Source organism: Flavihumibacter solisilvae (assembly GCF_000814475.1).
GTDB lineage: Bacteria > Bacteroidota > Bacteroidia > Chitinophagales > Chitinophagaceae > Flavihumibacter > Flavihumibacter solisilvae.
Window position 1 is genome coordinate 16,590 of record NZ_JSVC01000007.1, and the last position, 18,134, is coordinate 34,723.

At 48.5% G+C, this 18,134-nt stretch carries 18 protein-coding genes and 1 tRNA gene; 13 read left to right on the forward strand and 6 right to left on the reverse strand.

Features of this window, described 5'->3' with window-relative positions; genetic code table 11:
* Positions 1–35: 35 nt before the first annotated feature.
* Positions 36–815 (reverse strand): enoyl-CoA hydratase-related protein, encoded by a 780-nt coding sequence (locus OI18_RS06485; RefSeq protein WP_039138233.1) that lies wholly within the window; start codon positions 813–815, stop codon positions 36–38.
* A 10-nt stretch (positions 816–825) separates the two neighbouring features.
* On the reverse strand, positions 826–1,242 hold the full coding sequence (locus OI18_RS06490) for a cobalamin B12-binding domain-containing protein (protein WP_039138234.1): 417 nt from the start codon (positions 1,240–1,242) through the stop codon (positions 826–828).
* Positions 1,243–1,310: 68 nt separating this feature from the next.
* Between OI18_RS06490 and OI18_RS06495 the strand changes: the two genes are divergently transcribed.
* Positions 1,311–2,303: an aldo/keto reductase gene (locus tag OI18_RS06495; RefSeq protein ID WP_052272938.1), complete on the forward strand. Its 993-nt coding sequence runs from the start codon at positions 1,311–1,313 to the stop codon at positions 2,301–2,303.
* A 2-nt stretch (positions 2,304–2,305) separates the two neighbouring features.
* Here the strand turns inward: OI18_RS06495 and gltX are convergent, their stop codons facing one another.
* Complete coding sequence (gene gltX / locus OI18_RS06500; protein ID WP_039138237.1) at positions 2,306–3,841, reverse strand: glutamate--tRNA ligase; 1,536 nt, start codon at positions 3,839–3,841, stop codon at positions 2,306–2,308.
* A 42-nt stretch (positions 3,842–3,883) separates the two neighbouring features.
* On the opposite strand from gltX, the gene OI18_RS06505 reads away from it, so the two are divergent.
* Positions 3,884–4,531, forward strand: coding sequence for a polysaccharide deacetylase family protein (locus OI18_RS06505; RefSeq protein WP_039138239.1), 648 nt, complete (start codon positions 3,884–3,886; stop codon positions 4,529–4,531).
* A 127-nt stretch (positions 4,532–4,658) separates the two neighbouring features.
* On the opposite strand, the gene OI18_RS06510 is transcribed toward OI18_RS06505, so the two are convergent.
* Positions 4,659–5,552, reverse strand: a complete 894-nt coding sequence (locus OI18_RS06510; RefSeq protein ID WP_152616756.1) for a hypothetical protein — start codon at positions 5,550–5,552, stop codon at positions 4,659–4,661.
* Between the two features lie 81 nt (positions 5,553–5,633).
* Between OI18_RS06510 and OI18_RS06515 the strand changes: the two genes are divergently transcribed.
* The 8 genes from OI18_RS06515 (at position 5,634) to OI18_RS06545 (ending at position 12,455) form a co-directional block, all read left to right on the forward strand.
* Positions 5,634–6,410, forward strand: a complete 777-nt coding sequence (locus OI18_RS06515) for a TatD family hydrolase (protein WP_039138462.1) — start codon at positions 5,634–5,636, stop codon at positions 6,408–6,410.
* Positions 6,407–7,456 (forward strand): asparaginase, encoded by a 1,050-nt coding sequence (locus tag OI18_RS06520; RefSeq protein WP_039138245.1) that lies wholly within the window; start codon positions 6,407–6,409, stop codon positions 7,454–7,456. Before OI18_RS06515 ends, OI18_RS06520 begins: the two co-directional genes overlap by 4 nt.
* Positions 7,457–7,486: 30 nt before the next feature.
* Positions 7,487–7,574, forward strand: a tRNA-Ser gene (locus OI18_RS06525).
* 822 nt (positions 7,575–8,396) lie between these two features.
* Positions 8,397–8,534 carry a hypothetical protein gene (locus OI18_RS24655; RefSeq protein ID WP_160290200.1) on the forward strand — a complete coding sequence of 46 codons (138 nt, stop codon included), beginning with the start codon at positions 8,397–8,399 and terminating at the stop codon, positions 8,532–8,534.
* Between the two features lie 38 nt (positions 8,535–8,572).
* Positions 8,573–10,018, forward strand: a complete 1,446-nt coding sequence (locus OI18_RS06530; RefSeq protein WP_039138259.1) for an amidase family protein — start codon at positions 8,573–8,575, stop codon at positions 10,016–10,018.
* 96 nt (positions 10,019–10,114) lie between these two features.
* On the forward strand, positions 10,115–10,396 hold the full coding sequence (locus OI18_RS06535) for a hypothetical protein (RefSeq protein WP_039138260.1): 282 nt from the start codon (positions 10,115–10,117) through the stop codon (positions 10,394–10,396).
* A gap of 419 nt (positions 10,397–10,815) precedes the next feature.
* Entirely contained in the window at positions 10,816–11,466 is a 651-nt protein-coding gene (locus OI18_RS06540) for an HD domain-containing protein (RefSeq protein ID WP_039138464.1), read from the forward strand.
* Between the two features lie 113 nt (positions 11,467–11,579).
* Positions 11,580–12,455: a class I SAM-dependent methyltransferase gene (locus tag OI18_RS06545; protein ID WP_160290201.1), complete on the forward strand. Its 876-nt coding sequence runs from the start codon at positions 11,580–11,582 to the stop codon at positions 12,453–12,455.
* Positions 12,456–12,474: 19 nt separating this feature from the next.
* Here OI18_RS06545 and OI18_RS06550 read toward each other — a convergent pair whose 3' ends face one another.
* On the reverse strand, positions 12,475–13,206 hold the full coding sequence (locus OI18_RS06550; protein ID WP_039138265.1) for a carbon-nitrogen hydrolase family protein: 732 nt from the start codon (positions 13,204–13,206) through the stop codon (positions 12,475–12,477).
* 31 nt (positions 13,207–13,237) lie between these two features.
* Between OI18_RS06550 and OI18_RS06555 the strand changes: the two genes are divergently transcribed.
* The gene (locus OI18_RS06555) at positions 13,238–14,320 is read left to right on the forward strand and encodes a DUF2652 domain-containing protein (RefSeq protein WP_039138267.1); all 1,083 of its coding nucleotides are present in this window, start codon (positions 13,238–13,240) and stop codon (positions 14,318–14,320) included.
* Here the strand turns inward: OI18_RS06555 and OI18_RS06560 are convergent.
* Positions 14,312–15,169 carry an AraC family transcriptional regulator gene (locus OI18_RS06560; protein WP_039138269.1) on the reverse strand — a complete coding sequence of 286 codons (858 nt, stop codon included), beginning with the start codon at positions 15,167–15,169 and terminating at the stop codon, positions 14,312–14,314. The two genes, OI18_RS06555 and OI18_RS06560, sit on opposite strands and share 9 nt — an antisense overlap.
* A gap of 144 nt (positions 15,170–15,313) precedes the next feature.
* Between OI18_RS06560 and OI18_RS06565 the strand changes: the two genes are divergently transcribed.
* Complete coding sequence (locus OI18_RS06565; RefSeq protein WP_039138271.1) at positions 15,314–16,792, forward strand: xylulokinase; 1,479 nt, start codon at positions 15,314–15,316, stop codon at positions 16,790–16,792.
* Between the two features lie 20 nt (positions 16,793–16,812).
* Positions 16,813–18,132 carry a xylose isomerase gene (gene xylA / locus OI18_RS06570; RefSeq protein ID WP_039138274.1) on the forward strand — a complete coding sequence of 440 codons (1,320 nt, stop codon included), beginning with the start codon at positions 16,813–16,815 and terminating at the stop codon, positions 18,130–18,132.
* The last annotated feature ends 2 nt before the right edge of the window (positions 18,133–18,134 follow it).

Consider the following 18,134-nt stretch of genomic DNA (forward strand, 5'->3'; position numbering starts at 1 on the left):
TTTGGTAATGGACCGCGAAGTTAGCAGGGAAATGGTTACGAGCCCCTGAACTCAGGCGTCCTTTTTTCGAGGAACGCCTTTGCTCCCTCCTTCGCATCAGCTGTATCAAAGAGTTCTCCGAACGCTGCAACTTCGCGCGATAGTCCGCCGGCATCGCCCAGTGCTGCAATATTGGTTAGGGCGATGATGCGGGAAATAGCCATCGGCGCCTTTGAAATGATGGTTTTCAGAATGGTTGTCGTCCGCGGCAGCAGTTCGTCCGCAGTCGTTACATGGTTTACCAGTCCAAGCGACAGCGCTTCGCGTGCATCGATCATTGCCCCGGTAAGCATCAGCTCCATGGCTTTCCCTTTGCCAACCAGCTGGGTAAGTCGCTGGGTTCCCCCATAACCGGGTATCAGTCCCAGGTTTACTTCAGGCTGACCGAATCTTGCATTTTCTGATGCCAGCCTGAAATGACAGGCCATGGCCAGCTCACAACCACCGCCGAGCGCAAAACCATTTACTGCGGCTACGATAGGTTTTGGCGCATTTTCAATCCGGCTGAACACCTGTTCCTGGCCTTTCTCGGCAAGACTCTTCCCGCCGGTTCCATCCAGCTCAAGGAATTCACTGATATCGGCACCGGCGACGAAACTTTTGGGTCCGGCACCTGTGATAACGGCCGCAGCAATATCATTGTCCGTATAAATCCTGGAAATGACATCTGCCAGTTCCGTAATTACGGTCCGGTTCAATGCATTCAGTTTATCAGGTCGGTTGATCGTTACCGTTAGGATGCGGTCTTCGACCGAAGTGAGCAGCGTCTGGTACATAAAAAATATTTCAGAATTTCCTGTGTTCCTTTACCCAGCCTTTGATGTAACCTGCAATCTCCGAGGTTGTCGTTCCGGGTACGAATAATTTTCCTACGCCCATCCCAAGCAGTGATTGCATATCTTCTTCAGGAATGATTCCGCCCCCGGTGAGCAGCACATCATCCATTCCTTTATCTTTCATCAGCTCGATAATACGTGGAAACACTGTCATGTGCGCACCGCTCAGGATACTGATACCGATGGCATCCACATCTTCCTGCAGGGCAGCATTCACAACCATCTCGGGAGTCTGGCGTAAACCGGTATAGATGACTTCCATGCCGGAGTCGCGTAAAGCAGTAGCAATCACTTTGGCACCGCGATCATGGCCGTCAAGTCCGACCTTGGCAACCAGTACGCGTATGGGACGATTTATTGTAGTCATATGGCTGGGTAAAGATAGGGAGGTTTGCGTTTTGAGGTTATATTTAAGTACTGTTACAAAATAGCATTATGAACTACCGGCAATTCGGCAATACATCACTCCAGGTCAGTGAAACAGGCTTTGGTGCCTGGGCAATCGGTGGCAACGCAATGGTTGGAAATGTTCCCATCGGCTGGGGTGCTACCGATGATAATCTCGCTGCTGCTGCCATTCATGAAAGCCTGGCACAGGGACTGAATTTTTTTGATACGGCAGATTTTTATGGACTGGGACATTCGGAAGAATTACTTGGAAAAGTGCTCAAAGGAAAACAGGATGTAATCATTGCCACCAAGGTTGGCCACCGGAATATCGATGAAAATATTGTGCTGGATTATTCCGGCAATTACATCCAGAAAGCGTGTGAACAAAGCCTGCAAAGACTGCAACGGGATGTGATCGATTATTACCAGTTGCATTCGGCCCGGCTGAAACATCTTCAGAACGGTGAATGCATTGACGCAATGGAAACATTGAAACGCCAGGGAAAAATCCGTTACTGGGGATTGTCACTCAATACTTTTGAACCGGCACCTGAAGCTGAATTCATGATGTCAAATAATGTGGGTGATGGGTTTCAGCTTGTGTTTAATCTCATTAACCAGCAGGCGCTTGAGATTATGGGAAAAGCATCCGGTGAAGGCTATGGAATTATCGCCCGCATGCCATTGCAGTTCGGATTGCTCACCGGGAAGTTCACCCGCGAAAGGAAATTCGGTGCCGACGACCACCGCAACTTCCGTCTCACGCCGGAGATTATGGATGAAGCACTTACCATCCTGGAAGAAGACATCTGGCCCCTGTGCAACAAATACCAGTGCACGAAAACTGCTCTCGCACTGGCATTTGTACTCAGTTTCCCTGAAGTCAGCACCATAATCCCTGGTATCCGGACAGTTGAACAGGCTCGTGAGAATACTGCGTCATCCATCACGCTGTCGAAGGAAGACAAGGCTTTACTTACTTCTTTATTTACCGCCCGCTGGAAGCCGCTTCTCAATCGGATGCAGGCCCTGGGATAAGGTCAGGAAACAGCCAGTTGCTGCAAACCGGCATTAATGCGTTTAACCGTTTCACCAGCACCGATCATCGATGCAATCTCAAATACGGCCGGACCGAATTTGCCACCTACAAGCATGATGCGGAAGGGGAGTTGCAATTCCCCAACCTTGATATTTTTTTCTGCTGCAAGCGATTTGAAAGCTGTTTCGATCTCAGCAGCCGACCAGTCCGTCAGTGCATCCAGCCGACCTGTAAGCTCCCTGAAGAATACTTCTTTATCGGCATTCCATTTTGGCAGTACAGCCCCGGTTTCCAACGTTGAAGGTGTGTTGAAAAAGAATGCGGATTGCTCATAAAAGTCTGTAAGCAAAGTGCATCTTTCCTTTACCATATCAATAACACGAACTACATAACTATCATCAGCAACCGAAATGTTATTCTGTTCAAGCACTTTCTTTACATCAGGCAGCAGTCTTTCTGCAGGCGCATGCTTGATCCATTCGTGGTTGAACCACTTTGCTTTTTCATAATCGAACTTTGCCCCGCCCTTATGTACCCGGTCCATAGAAAAACGTGCGGTCAGTTCCTCAAGTGTGAATATTTCAGTACCGCTTCCGTCATTCCATCCGAGCAGTGCCAGCAGGTTCACGAATGCTTCCGGCAGAAACCCTCTTTCACGGAATCCCTGCGTGAAATCATTGGAGCGCGGATCTTTCCAGTTCATTGCAAATACCGGGAAGCCAAGCCTGTCGCCATCACGCTTACTAAGTTTGCCATTACCATCCGGCTTAAGTATGAGTGGAAGGTGTGCCCATTGCGGCATGGACTCTTTCCACCCCAGGTAATCCCAGAGTAAAATATGCACGGGCGCACTGGGCAGCCATTCTTCTCCCCTGAAGGCATGTGTGATCTTCATCTGGTAATCGTCTACCACTACGGCAAGGTGATAAGTCGGCATGCCGTCATGTTTCAGCAGTACTTTGTCGTCGACAGTTGCGGTGTTGAAACTTACTTCGCCGCGAATCATATCGGTAAAGCTTACCGTTTCGTTTTCAGGCAGGTTGATGCGGATAACATGGGGTACGCCATCAGCGATCAGTTTCTTCACTTCCGACTCACCAAGAGTAAGTGAGTTTTTCATTTTTCCGCGCAGCCGGTGATCGTATTGCGGTGAAGGATTTTCTTCGGACTTGTAGGTACTGCGCATGGCTTCCAACTCTTCTGGAGTATCGAAGGCGTAGTAGGCGCGGCCGGAAGCAACAAGCTTCTCCGCATACTCACGATATATTTCTTTTCGTTCGCTCTGGCGGTAAGGAGCAAATGGTCCGCCATGCACGGGACTCTCATCAGGCTCCAATCCACACCAGCGCAGGCATTCAAGAATATATTCTTCAGCGCCGGGCACAAAACGTGCCTGGTCGGTGTCTTCTATTCGTAAAACAAATTCTCCGCCATGGTGACGGGCAAACAGGTAATTGTAAAGGACTGTTCTCACTCCACCCAGGTGAAGGCCACCGGTGGGACTTGGCGCAAATCTTACACGGACTTTTGTTGACATAGCCGCAAAGATAAACAACTTCAAACTCGTTAGATTTGTATCATGTTATATTGGACTTCTGGCAACACGCTGCTGCGTGCCCTTTACCCTTCGCGTCATTGGAAAGTGGAGACTAATGAGAAGAAGATTTACCTGACGTTTGACGACGGACCGCATCCGACGATTACTCCATTTGTGCTCGATCGCCTTCAACAGTATAATGCCAAGGCGACTTTTTTCTGTATAGGAAAAAATGCACGCGAATATCCGGATGTATATGCGCGGATCTTATCATCAGGACATGTAACCGGTAATCACACCATGAATCACAGGAATGGATGGAAAACAGATTCCCGGGAATATTTTGATGACATTAAAGAAGCCGCAAAATATATTGACAGTAAATTATTCCGTCCACCATACGGAAGGATGACACAATTCCAATCGAAGGCATTGCAGGACACAGGATGGGAAATTATAATGTGGACAATCCTTACCGGTGATTTTGATAAAAGCAGGACACCTGAATCCTGTTGGAAGTCGGTTGAAAAAAACGTTCAGCCGGGATCGATCGTATTATTCCATGACAGTGAGAAAGCGTGGGACAGGCTGGCGTACGTTTTACCCCGGACCCTGGAGAGATTTTCGTCCGCCGGCTACACATTTGAAACTATTTCTATGGATATCCTGGGAAAACACAGGAACAAATAAATTATCCAAAAATATAATGAGAAGCCGGCGGAGTGCCCTAAAAAAAAGTTGGGCCTGGGTAGAAACCCTGGCCCGTTTTTAATCCGTACCCTATGAAAACTGGTTTAAAGGTATAATATTTTTTTAATTACTTCAAAGTAATTTCTGCGGAAACCCCGTTTACTACTAGGATTGCTTTGTTGTCACAATCACCATTTCCAAAGTCCACAACCCCCTGGTAACCGCCATTTCTCTGGATGGCCTGTTTGCCTTTTACGATCCAACGGCAGTTAAACCTTTTGATCAGGGGCTCAAGATTGGTACTTGTCCATTCGCTGGTATGGTCGCCCTTCTTAACAGTACCGCTTCCGTTACCCACAACCGAAAATGCATCATCACCCGGCACCCATGGCGTTCCCAGTCCGTCTACCTGGGTAATTAACCGTGTCCTGTTCCAGTTGATATAGTCCCCCTGGGCATTGGTCAGCTTCCCCTGGACTACCCTGGTTTCGAAGCTCAGCACGTTGGCACTGCTCTTATTTTCAATACGATGCGATCCTTCAACCTTGATATCATTCACGTAATAACCTTCAAAACTGGTTTCTGCGACACTTCCGGGCCAGATGAGGTGACCTGTATATACTGTTATAATCTTGCCTTTGCGAACCCTGCCATCGCGGCCGGTGCAGCCGTTTCCGAAGTCAATAGTAACCTTTACCGGAAACGTGTCCTGGGTATCCAGGTACTCCATGCTTACATTGAAGCAGGTTGCTTGCGCTGTGCCGGGCTGGTCGGAGTGGGCGGCAGACTGAAACTCGCCGGTACCGCCAATCCCCACGGATGCGTTGACACCAATAACGTTGTTGAATACATCATCAAAAAGTACCTCACTCTGCGCCTCCGCTTCCATTGAGTTTTTAGTCAGCGTAACTTCTTCATTTTCAGCCGTTTTGTCGGCATTTTTCTGGCAGGCTGTGAACAGCATCGTGACCGATACCAGCACGGCAGCCAGTAAGCTTTTAGTGGATTGGGAAATTTTCATTTGACGTGATTTTTGTGGTCATATGACCCGGTTGTATCCAAAACGTTTAAAATAGTTTTAAATTTTATTGAACTTTGGCGGATGGTCCTGATCGACACTCACTGTCATTTATACCTCGAAGAATTCCGCGAAGACATCCGATTGGTCATAGAAAAAGCCACAGCCGCTGGCGTGGAACAGATCTACCTGCCGGCAATCGACAGTTCGGAACACCAGAATCTTGTTGACCTGGAAGCTGCTTTTCCCGGTAAGTGCGTGGCTATGATGGGTCTGCATCCCTGTTATGTCAAGGAGAATGTGGAAGATGAACTAAAGCTCGTGGAAGAATGGCTGTCGAAGCGGAGCTTTGCCGCGGTTGGCGAAATCGGGTTGGATTTTTACTGGGACCGCACCTTCGAGAACCAGCAGTATGATGCATTCAGAAGGCAGATTGGTCTCGCACTAAAATATTCCCTGCCAATTGTGATCCATTCCCGTAACTCAACGCAGGAGTGTATTGAAATAGTAAATGAACACATCGGGAAGGGGCTGGGTGGGGTATTTCACTGTTTCGGCGGCAGCTATGAACAGGCAAAGCAAATAGCGGACGCTGGTTTTTACCTGGGTATCGGCGGGGTGGTGACATATAAAAACGCCGGGCTGCCGGCTGTCCTCGAACGGCTGAGCCTGGACCAGATCGTGCTGGAGACAGATGCGCCTTACCTGACCCCCGTACCTTTCCGCGGGAAACGGAATGAAAGCGCCTACCTGCCCTATGTGGTAGCAAAGCTTGCAGAGATCTACCAGGTCGACCGCGAAGAAGTGGCTGCCCGAACTACCGCTAACGCCAGAAAATTATTCAAACTTACTGCTTCATGAATAAACCTAACCGGAAACAGGGTAAGACCCGTATCCTCATCATTTATACCGGTGGAACTGTAGGGATGGTCATCGATGCCGGCACTGGCGCATTGAAACCCATTGGGTTCAAAGAGATCAGGGACAATATCCCTGAGATTGTGAAGCTGGGTTACGAATTTGAAGTGCATGCGTTCAACCCGCCAATGGATTCTTCCAATATGCATCCGAAAGTTTGGGTGGAACTGGCACTGATCATTGAAAAGGAATATGACCGCTACGATGGATTTGTGATCCTGCACGGTTCAGATACCATGGCCTTTACAGCCTCGGCACTGAGTTTCCTGCTGGAGAACCTGTCGAAGCCGGTAGTGCTCACCGGTTCACAATTACCGATTGGGGAGATCCGGACGGATGCCAAGGAAAATATCATCACTGCCCTGGAAATCGCGGCCGCCCGCAAGGGTAGTAAAGCCATAGTTCCGGAAGTATGCATTTATTTTGATTACCAGTTGTTCCGGGGCAACAGGTCCAAAAAATACAATGCCGAAAAATTTGAGGCCTTTTACAGCATGAACTATCCGGCCCTGGCTGAAGCCGGCATCAGCATCAAATATCACCGTGAATACATCATCAGGCACAGCGAACAGCCCCTGAAAGTTCATCGCCGGCTTGATTCGTCTGTGGCTGTACTGAAGATCTTTCCCGGTATTACCGAAGCAACGGTTGAAGGGGTGCTGCAGACGCCCGGGGTAAAAGCCGTGATCCTGGAAACCTTTGGAAGCGGCAATGCCACAACTGAACCCTGGTTCATCAACTGCCTGCGCAAAGCGATCAAAAGGGGAGTGATCTTACTTGACATTACGCAATGTGATGGTGGTGCGGTAGAACTTGGCCGTTATGAAACGAGTATGCAGCTCAAGGAGATGGGGGTGGTCAGTGGTTACGACATGACCTTCGAGGCCGCACTCGGCAAACTGATGTTCCTGCTCGCCCAGAAACATTCACGAGCCCGGCTCAAAGAGTTGCTCGAAACTTCTTTGCGGGGCGAATTGACCAATGCCTAGGAAATCCCTATATTTGCGGCCCGATTATCCGGAGAGATGTCCGAGTGGTTGAAGGAGCACGCCTGGAAAGTGTGTATACCTCTAAAGGGTATCGCGGGTTCGAATCCCGCTCTCTCCGCACTAGTATAGCTGAATCACAGTCTGGTATTGTGTTTCAGCTTTTTTATTTACAATAGGTAGCATAATAGGTCGGTAAAAAAGTCTATTTGCTTCGCGATGCCAAAGGGAAAGAATTATACTAAAAGACGGTAAGGGACAACTTGGGATCTATCACTTGTTAGTAGATTTTACTGCGGGAAAGTCTATTTCATTAGTCAATCCACACCTGCAGCAATAGACCCTGAAAGTTCCGCTCATACTATTTTGTAAAATATTTTCCATCAAAACTGAATTGCAATTGTCACATATATAATCGATATTTCCCAGACCACTGATCCTAACTGTTGACTTACAGTCTGATGGGTCGCCTTCCTGCCTAAAGGCAGTCATCTTGATTTCTTGTTTTTTCACTTGTTTTTTCATGTAATATTATTAAGGTGTTTGCTACCATTTTTACTACGTATTACTGCTCGTAACCGCTATGCCTTTGATTTCCAATGAGACGAATGAATTAAGCTAAGTGTATTTTGGACTTGAACCTATTTTAGAACCTGTTGAATCTTTTCACGAGTATTCAACCGGTCCAATGATTTCAACTGTTTTATTGTTACCAACCTTGTCATTTACTCGGTTGTAAGCAGAGAGTGTGACTACTGAAAGTATTCGCATAGGAATAAAATAATAAACCTATCGTCAATTTGCAAGAGAGAAGTAAATTAAATTATACCGCCAAATAGATAAAATCTATTGGAAAGGCAAGAACAATAGAGATACGGGTGTTATTGCTATCTTTATCCTGCCATTAAAACACCACCAAATTGAATCACTTCAATTGTTTTAAATGGCAGCAAATAAACTCAATGAAACGCCAGGAGGCGCTCGCCTACGAATCCCGCTCTCTCCGCAAATAAAACTGAATATTCAAGTCGCTGAACAAGCCATTCCAGTCACAAACCCTGCAAAAATTAAAAAGGTGTAAAGGCTCCCATTCCCATCTCCCATTCAAAATGATGAGCCATGAAACCCAGCAAAAACATTCCGGACACTTCTGTTGAACTGTATGAGCTCGGACTCGTTGATGCAGCCCGCGCCCTGCAAAACGGTGAATTCACTTCCGAGAGTTACGTCGGCAGGTTGCTCGACCGGGCACGGACACACGCCGATCTGATGGCATTCATTACGATCGATGAAGCGTCAGCACTTGAGGCGGCACGGCTAGCCGATCATATGCTTCAGAACGGCCATCATGCGCCGTTGCTTGGTGTGCCGCTGGGGGTGAAAGACAGCTATATGACAAAGGGGATGACCACTACCTTCGGCACCTCTGCTACCCGCAACTTCAAACCGGCCAGTGATGCTGAAGTAGTATCGCTTCTGAAAGATGCCGGTGCAATCGTTTTTGGAAAAAATAACCTGGTGGAAATGTCATACGGGCTGACGGGATTCAACGAACATTATGGCCAGGTAAAAAACCCCTACAACCAGGCGCATGTTACCGGAGGCTCCTCCAGTGGAGCAGGTTCCTCAGTAGCTGCCCGGCTAGTTCCTGCAGCACTGGGTGGCGACACGGTTGGCTCCATCCGGGTTCCGGCTTCGTTGTGTGGTGTGGTGGGTTATAAGCCAACTCCGGGCCGCTGGCCTGGCAAAGGTGTGGCACCAATAGCTTCAACTCTTGACACCACCGGACTCCTGGCCCGGAGTGTGAAAGACTGTGATTTGGTCGACCTGCTAATTACAGGGAATTCTGCCGGTAGCCAAAACTCGCCGACCGACCTGAAAGGCGTAACGTTCGCCTATGCACCTCAATATCTCGAGGACATAGACCCGCAGGTTGAAAGCCTGTTCCGGGAAACACTCCGCAAGCTCAGGGATGCGGGCGCCAAGCTGGTAGAAGTGGATTTAGGCAGCGATTTTCACGCCCTGGCCGCGCGTGCCACCTGGTCCATCTTTTTGCACGAGACGAAACCTGCCGTTTCCGAATTCCTGGAGGACAATAAAGTGCCCGTTTCTTTCGACCAGCTATTTGCGGGACTTGGTGAACCCCTCAGGACTATCTGGACCCAGGCCGTCCTGCCATCAGGCGCAGGATACATCTCCGACGAAACTTATGATTCTGCGCTCCATAAGGACAGGCAGGAGCTGCAGCGGCGGTTTGCCCAGGCTTTCGGCCAGGCTCATGCGTTGATCTTTCCTGCAACGCCCTGTGCTGCACCCGCAATCGGGCAACAGTGGCAGTTCTCAGTTGATGGTAAAGAAGTAACTGACCTTTTCCTCTCCCGCAACACACATCCTTCCAGCAGCGCAGGAGTGCCCGGAATTAGTCTCCCTATGGCCTTGAACTCACAAGGCCTTCCCCTGGGCATTGAGATCGATGCGCCAGCCGGGCGTGACCGTGATCTGCTTGCCCTTGCGAAAAGGGTTGAAATGGTCATCGGGCGCGTACCGAAACCGGTGTCATTTTAGGCGGTGGACTTTTTGGAGTGCTTTTTGTTTAAGGTATGCCGGGGAAGAGATCATGAAGGTTAAGAGCAGGGTATTATTCACCTTAAATTCTGAAATATGGTCTTTGAATTCACTTTCCCATGGTCAGGTTCAGAAGTACCAGCTAAGGTCACCAATTCGGAGTCTTCGAAAAATTTCATCTATTTCACGGTAGAATTATTTGACTCAACGCCAGTCAAAATTTTCGGTTATTTCCATTCTGTCAGGCTGAATGTAAAAGAATCCAGGTTCGAACCGGATCTCCCTGTTTACCAGCAGTCAGGTGCGTTTGTAAATGAAATGGTCAGGGGTTTGAATGAAATGGCTAAACAAGTCATCTGTGTTATTCATGCAGCTTAATCCCGTTGATTTTTACTTTTCATGCCTGGATTTACATCACATCATGTCACCCATGCACGCTGTACCTGTCACCCATGCACTTTTGTAGCCTTGCGCTATACTCAAGCTCCCATGATTCTCCCATAATTTAGGCTTCAGCGCAGGCTCGGCTTAGCCTTTTTGTTACCTTTTTCTATGGCCTGGACGGCCTTGAGACGGCTTTGGAACGGCTTCGGGGCAGGCTTGGGAAATAGAAACTATCGATCTCAGCCCACAAAACCCCTAAACCATGTGTGAACCATGTGTCGTCAATGTACCATCTCCTCTGTAGCAGCCTGTTTGGCACATGGTTGGCACATGGTTGACACATGGTTGACACATGGTTGACACATGGATGGCAGGGCAGAACCTTTACAGTATTTTGCAGCCAAATGCACCTCATGAAGCACGGCGAGACTATTGAAAGGACAGTCCAATTTGTAAAGGAACAGCTGGCAGGTGCCGAAGGCGGGCACGACTGGTGGCATATTTACCGTGTCTGGAAAAACGCCCGGAAGATTGCCGAAGGTGAACATGCAGACATGCTCGTGGTTGAACTGGCGGCCCTGCTTCATGATATTGCCGATGCCAAATTCCATGGCGGCGACGAGGATAAAGGCCCGGCCATCGCGGGCGAATTCCTCGCTTCGATTCAGGTTGGACAGGATACCATCACCCGGGTGCAGGACATTATCCGGAATATCTCGTTCAAGGGAGGCAACGACAACCCGGTTTCCCGTTCGCGCGAGCTGGATATTGTACAGGATGCAGACCGTCTTGATGCCATCGGCGCCATTGGGATCGCAAGGGCATTCAGTTATGGCGGGTATAAAAACCGGGGACTTTATGACCCGTCTGTTAAACCCCAGCTGAACATGTCAAAAGAGGAATACCGAAATAGCAACGCACCAACTATTAATCACTTCTATGAAAAGCTGTTCTTATTGAAGGACCGGATGAATACAGCCACAGGCCGCCGGATGGCCGGAGAAAGACATCATTTTATGCAGGAGTATGTAGACAGGTTTTACCGGGAATGGGAGGGAGAATAAGTGGGTATTTTTCATCCCGAATGCGATCCTGCCGGGTTTGGTACACGAATTGACCTTAACTAATTGTGAACTGCATTCTTTGTAATAGCCCGGCACTACACCGGGTCGACACATTGGAAACACCACAACTGTCGCGATTGTACCGGAACAGGGCGGGGGTGGCAGTAGATCGTTTTTTTAACAGAAACGCGATTGACTACCTGGAATGCGAAGAATGCAACCTGCGGTTTTACTGGCCCCAGGCAATCGGTGACGGGCTGTTTTATGACGAACTCCAGAATTACCGGAATTATTACCTGCAGGACAAACAGGAATACAGGGACGCAGCAGTATTTGTCCATCCCACTGACGATATTCTTGAGATCGGTCCCGGCGAAGGAAAATTTACCAGTTATATCAACTATCATTCTTATTTAGGACTGGAGTTCAGCGAAAAAGCGATCCTGACGGCACGGAATAATGGCATCAATATGAAGAATGAAGACATCCGGATTCATGCTGCACAGCATGAGCAGCAATATGATGTCGTTTGTTTTTTCCAGGTATTGGAGCATGTGGCAAATCCACGTGATTTCCTTGAGGCGGCCGTTCATTGTTTGAAGCCGGGAGGCAGGTTGATCCTGGCGGTTCCAAGTGACGACTCCTTCATCAGGGTCGTGGTCAATTCTTATCTGAATATGCCGCCTCATCATGCTTCACGATGGCCGGATAAAACTCTTGGCTATGTCGCTAAGTTATTCGACCTGAAACTGCTGAAGATTGTGCACGAAAAACTGCATTTCGTTCATCGTTCGTTCTACGACAAGACCATGCTACATCATTCTCTCAGGAAATGGCTGGGATTAAAAGAAAAGATGCTGGATGGGAGTATCCTGAACATGGCTGCATATTGCATGGCCACGATCGGATCTAAATTTATGCGGAACGGACACCACCACCTGGTTACCGGGCAATCGGTGCTGGTCGCATATCAAAAGAAATGTCAGTAACAGAAGGGCATAACCGAAACTATCCATTTGTTGACGAGATAACCACCTGTGATTCCGTATCGAAAATGAGAATCCCTTCATTTACTCCGTCGAGCTTACCCACAAGTTGCCCATCCTTATTCCAGGCCGCAGAACTGCCAGTACAAATAACCCCGTCGCATAACCCGACACAATTTGCCATCAGCACATGCATGGAATACCTGGCTGCAATTACCGGTAAGCTGGCAAATGCATTCCTGGTCCCGCTTTCAGTCTTGGCAACGCTTGCGATGTAAATGGCTGCTCCTGCTTCATTCGCTTCAAAAGAGTGTTCCGGCACCGAGATCTCGTAACAGATCGCCAACGCAATTTTACCCCTTTCATCACCCAGGTACAACGAGTCGTTTCCATTCACAAAAAAGGGAAATTCATCGGGATGAAGATGTTGCTTTGAATAAACCTGCCTGTCAGTCCCGGGTTGGAAAACCACCAGGCTGATCTGGGTGCCGGTTGCCCCGCTCGTTGGTACGCCAACAGCTATGGTTATGCTCTCTCCATCGCTGAGCTGCTGAAAGATGTCTAACCTTGGATCACCTGGTTGCATGGCAAGATCTTTTGCCAGCGTTGGTTCATATCCCGTTATGGACAGTTCCGGGAACACTGCAAATTCAGCCCCCGAATCCGCCGCCTGCCTCGTCAGCCGCACATGATCACGGATGTTACTTTCGATGTTTCCTTTTACCGGCCGCGATTGGATAAGAGCAATTTTCATGGTTCTAAAAGTATTTATCTTTAAATAAAAAATGGAAACCAAGGGGCTGCTTTTTATTCCTGACATAAGCGGCTTTACCCGGTTCGTCAATGAAACGGAGATCGACCATAGCCGGATGATCATCCAGGAATTGCTTGAAGTACTTATTAACTCAAACCAGCTTGACCTGGAAGTATCTGAAATCGAAGGCGATGCCATTTTGTTTTACCGTTTCGGTGAATCACCGGACATCGAAGCCTTGTACAGGCAGGTGCAAAAGATGTTCTGCGACTTCCATCGCCGGCTGTCATTGTACGAGATCCGCCGTTACTGCCAGTGCAATGCCTGTCTCTCCGCTGTGAACCTAAGCCTTAAGATCATTACGCATTATGGTGAGTTTACCGGCTACAACGTAAGGAACTTCAATAAGCTAATCGGCAAAGACATCATCGTTGCGCACCAATTGCTAAAGAATGATATCGAACAACATGAATACTGGCTGGTGACCCGCAACCTGCTGCATGACGATCAACCCGTATATCTCGCAAACTGGATGAAGTGGAACCGTAGTGTAAAAAAGACAGACACAGGAGAAATCGAGTTTCACTATACACAACTCAGCCAGTTGAAGAACGATCTTCCTGACGAAGAACCTGCACGGCTGGACATTTCAGACAAAGTTAAAGTGGCCTCTGCATCGATGGAATATGATTGCCACATGATCCCGCTCTTCCATGCAAGTGGCAACTTCAATTATCGCAATCGCTGGCAGGATGGCGTCGTAAAGGTGGAAGAAGACACGCATCACCTTCCGCGGGTGGGCATGCGGTGTCGCGTATTGATGGACACCGGGGAAGTAAACATCTATTCAGCCAGCTTCAGCTATAACCCCAACAAGATCCAGTTCAGTGAAACGGACGACAGGCATACTAACACTACCGTATATACGCTGGAAAGATTAAGCAATAAACATTCACGGCTTACTATTGACTTTTACCTGAAGAAGAACAGCATCCGCCAATTGCTTTTCCGTTTCCGTGAAGAAGCAAAATTCCATCACAAGCTGCGCCATTCTATGCACAACCTGGAACACGTAGTAAAGGAGATCCGGATCCCAAGGGAGTATCTACAATAGACTGCTTTCACTGAATTTTTTCCGGTAAAGTCCCGGTTGCGTTCCACTTACTTTCAGGAACTGCTTATTGAAATTTGCAAGCGTGTTGAAGCCACATTCATAAGCAATCCCTGCTACACTATTAGTGGTATCGATCAACAGCTGGCAAGCCTTGCCAATTCTTACCTCGTTCAGGAATTCGACATAAGTTTTCTTTGTTCTCTTGCGGAAGTAATTGCAGAATGCAGGAACACTCATGCCGGCAAATGAAGCGATTTCGTCAAGACTGATACCTTCAGAAAAATGATCGATCGTATATTGGAAGATCCTGTCCATCCGCTGCTGTTGCTTGGTTTGCAAACTGGCCATATGATGGCTCGATAACTGGTCATACTCTTTTTTCGAAGCTATGAGTGAAAGGCATTGACATAATAATAGCAACCTGTCAAATCCTGCTGCGTGCTCCAGGTCCTTCACCAGCCTGGCAAGTGGCTGTAACAGTTCGCCTTTTATTTTCAATCCGACTTTTGCCGTTTCAAATAAGGTCCTGAGTTCACGCGATTCCGGTAATTGCAGCAATTCCTTTCCCCAGAAATCAGCAAGGAACTGAACCACCACTGCGCTGGTCATCATACCGGGACGGGCTTTCTGAAAAGTGTGAGGAAGGTTGCTTCCCAGGAAGTAAATATCACCGGAGGAAAAGCTACCCACATGGTTACCCGCATAAGCACTTCCTTCGCCTTCAAGGAAGAGGATCAGTTCAAGCTCGGGGTGCTGGTGCCAGGGCACTTCAAAATTCGGTGTCGTGAATGTGCGGGCAAGAAAAGAGTCGTTACCCGCCAAAGGCAGTTTTTCCAGAATGGGTTTCATTATTCAACTATTTTAACACTCGTTAGCCCCGGTATTTCCCTAAATTATTAAAATAGTTTCAGAGTTTAAGAATAAAGTAGCAGCATCCTTAAAAGCGGAAATCTAATTTAGTGGCCTTGTTTTACGTTTAAATGCCGCTGCCATATGCTTTTGCTGGGAATAGACGTCGGTACTTCTTCCATAAAGGTTTCAGTTGTGGATGCTGCCACCAGGCAGCAGCTGGTAACCGTTCAGTATCCTGATTCAGAAACACCTATCAGCAGCCCGCAACCCGGGTGGGCTGAGCAGGATCCTGACACCTGGTGGCACCATGTACAGGCTGCCGTTCTCAAAGCCCACGCAAAGGGTGGCTACCAGCCTTCTGACATTGGCGCTATCGGTATAGCCTACCAGATGCATGGCCTCGTGATAACGGACAGGGAATACAGTGTTCTTCGTCCGTCAATCATCTGGTGCGACAGTCGTGCAGTAGCTACTGGTGAAAAAGCAAACACGGCAATAGGTCCCGGGTATTGCCTGCAGCACTTCCTCAATTCACCGGGAAATTTCACGGCGTCCAAACTTGGCTGGGTGAAGGAGAATGAAAAAAATGTGTACAGTGAAATAGCCCATGTAATGTTACCGGGCGATTATATCGCGTACCGGTTAACCGGTGCCGTTACCACTACTCCCTCTTCACTTTCAGAAGGTGTATTCTGGAATTTTACCCGCCATGAATTGAGCGGGGAAATATTAAATCATTTCGGTTTTGATACAGCGCTTTTTGCTCCTACCCAGAATGTTTTTTCAGAACATGGCCGGGTGAACTCGCAGGTGGCAACAGCGCTGCAGTTAAAGCCCGGGATTCCGGTTAGTTATAAAGCTGGCGACCAACCCAACAATGCGCTGTCGCTCGGAGTCACTGAGCCCGGTGAAGTGGCTGCAACAGCAGGAACATCCGGGGTGATCTATGCGGTGAGTGACCAGCTGACATTCGACCCGCAATCGCGCGTTAACAGCTTTGCGCATGTGAACCACAGTAGGGAGAAGACCCGGACCGGTGTCCTGCTTTGTATCAATGGCACCGGCATCCTGTATAACTGGGCAAAACGTATAATTGGCGCAAATGCAGACTATGCCGCTTTAAATGCTATGAGTAACAGTGTAAAGCCCGGCAGTGAAGGTGTACGCGTACTTCCCTTCGGGAATGGTGCCGAACGCATGCTGGGCAACCGGCAGACTGGTGCTCAATTCAGTGGTATCGATCTTAATCATCACGGCCAGGGTCATTTGTTCCGGGCGATACAGGAGGGAATTGCATTTGCTTTCCGGTATGGACTTGACATCATGCGGGAGAACGGCCTGCAGCCGACTGCAATCAGGGCTGGCAGGGCGAATCTTTTCCAGAGTGACGTTTTCCTGGAATCCTTTGTAGCTGCTACCGGTGTGCCTGTTACGCTGTACCCATCTGACGGCAGCGTTGGCGCGGCATTGGGTGCCGGAATCGGGTGCGGGTATTATTCCTCAGAGAGAGATGCCTTTGCAGGCCGCCAGCCACTGGCTACTGTGCACCCTGATCAATGCCCGGACCTTGAAGGTCCCTATTACGAATGGCTGAACCTGTTGAATAAACAGTTATCATAAAACACTTAACCATCAACGTTATGACTACAAACAAACAATATTTCGAAGGTATCGGTAAGATCCGGTATGAAGGTCCGCAAACGGATAACCCGCTTGCATTCCGGTGGTATGATGAAAATAAAGTGGTTGCGGGTAAAACCATGAAAGAGCATCTCAGGTTTGCCTGTGCTTACTGGCATTCCTTCTGCGGAAATGGCTCCGATCCGTTTGGTGAACCAACGCATGATTTTGGTTGGAATGGTGTTGAAGATGCGGTTGACCGCGCAAAGAAGAAGATGGATGCTGCCTTCGAGTTCATGCAGAAGCTGGGCATGCCCTTCTATTGCTTTCACGATGTGGATGTGGTCGATTATACCAATGATGTAAAAGAGAATGAAAGAAGGTTGCAGGCAATTACGAAGCATGCCGGGGAGCACCAGGCAGCAAGTGGAATCAAATTGCTCTGGGGAACAGCAAACCTGTTTTCAAGCCGCAAGTACATGAACGGGGCGGCAACCAATCCGGATTTCCAGGTGGTAGCACATGCCGGTGCCCAGGTAAAGGCGGCATTGGATGCGACGATTGCTTTAGGCGGACAAAACTATGTTTTCTGGGGTGGGCGTGAAGGTTATATGAGCCTTCTCAATACTGACATGAAAAGGGAGCAGGAGCACATGGCGCGCTTCCTTCACGTGGCGAAAGACTATGCTCGCGCAAATGGTTTCAAAGGAAAATTCTTCATTGAACCTAAGCCCTGTGAGCCTTCGAAGCACCAATACGACTATGATTGTGCTACAGTGATCGGGTTCCTTCGTGCATATGACCTGCTGAATGACTTCTCTCTAAATATTGAAGTGAACCACGCCACACTGGCCGGCCATACATTCCAGCATGAACTGCAGGTAGCGGCTGATGCGGGATTGCTGGGTTCAATCGATGCAAACCGTGGCGACTACCAGAACGGCTGGGATACTGACCAGTTTCCCAATAACGTCAGCGAACTGACCGAAGCTATGCTGGTAATACTTGAAGCTGGTGGTTTTGGTGGCGGTGGCATCAACTTCGATGCAAAGATCAGGCGTAACTCAACCGATAAGGAAGACCTGTTTCATGCGCATATCGGTGGAATGGACACGTTTGCCCGTGCACTGGTTGCAGCAGACAATATACTTACCCAGACGCAGTATAAGTCTGTCCGCAAAGAAAGATATGCATCATTCGACAGCGGTAATGGAAAGGCCTTTGAGGAAGGGAAACTCACCCTTGAAGACCTGAGGAATTTTGCAGCTGAGAATGGCGAACCTGCTGTGAAGAGCGGTCGCCAGGAATACCTGGAAAATCTCGTCAACAGGTACGTATAAGA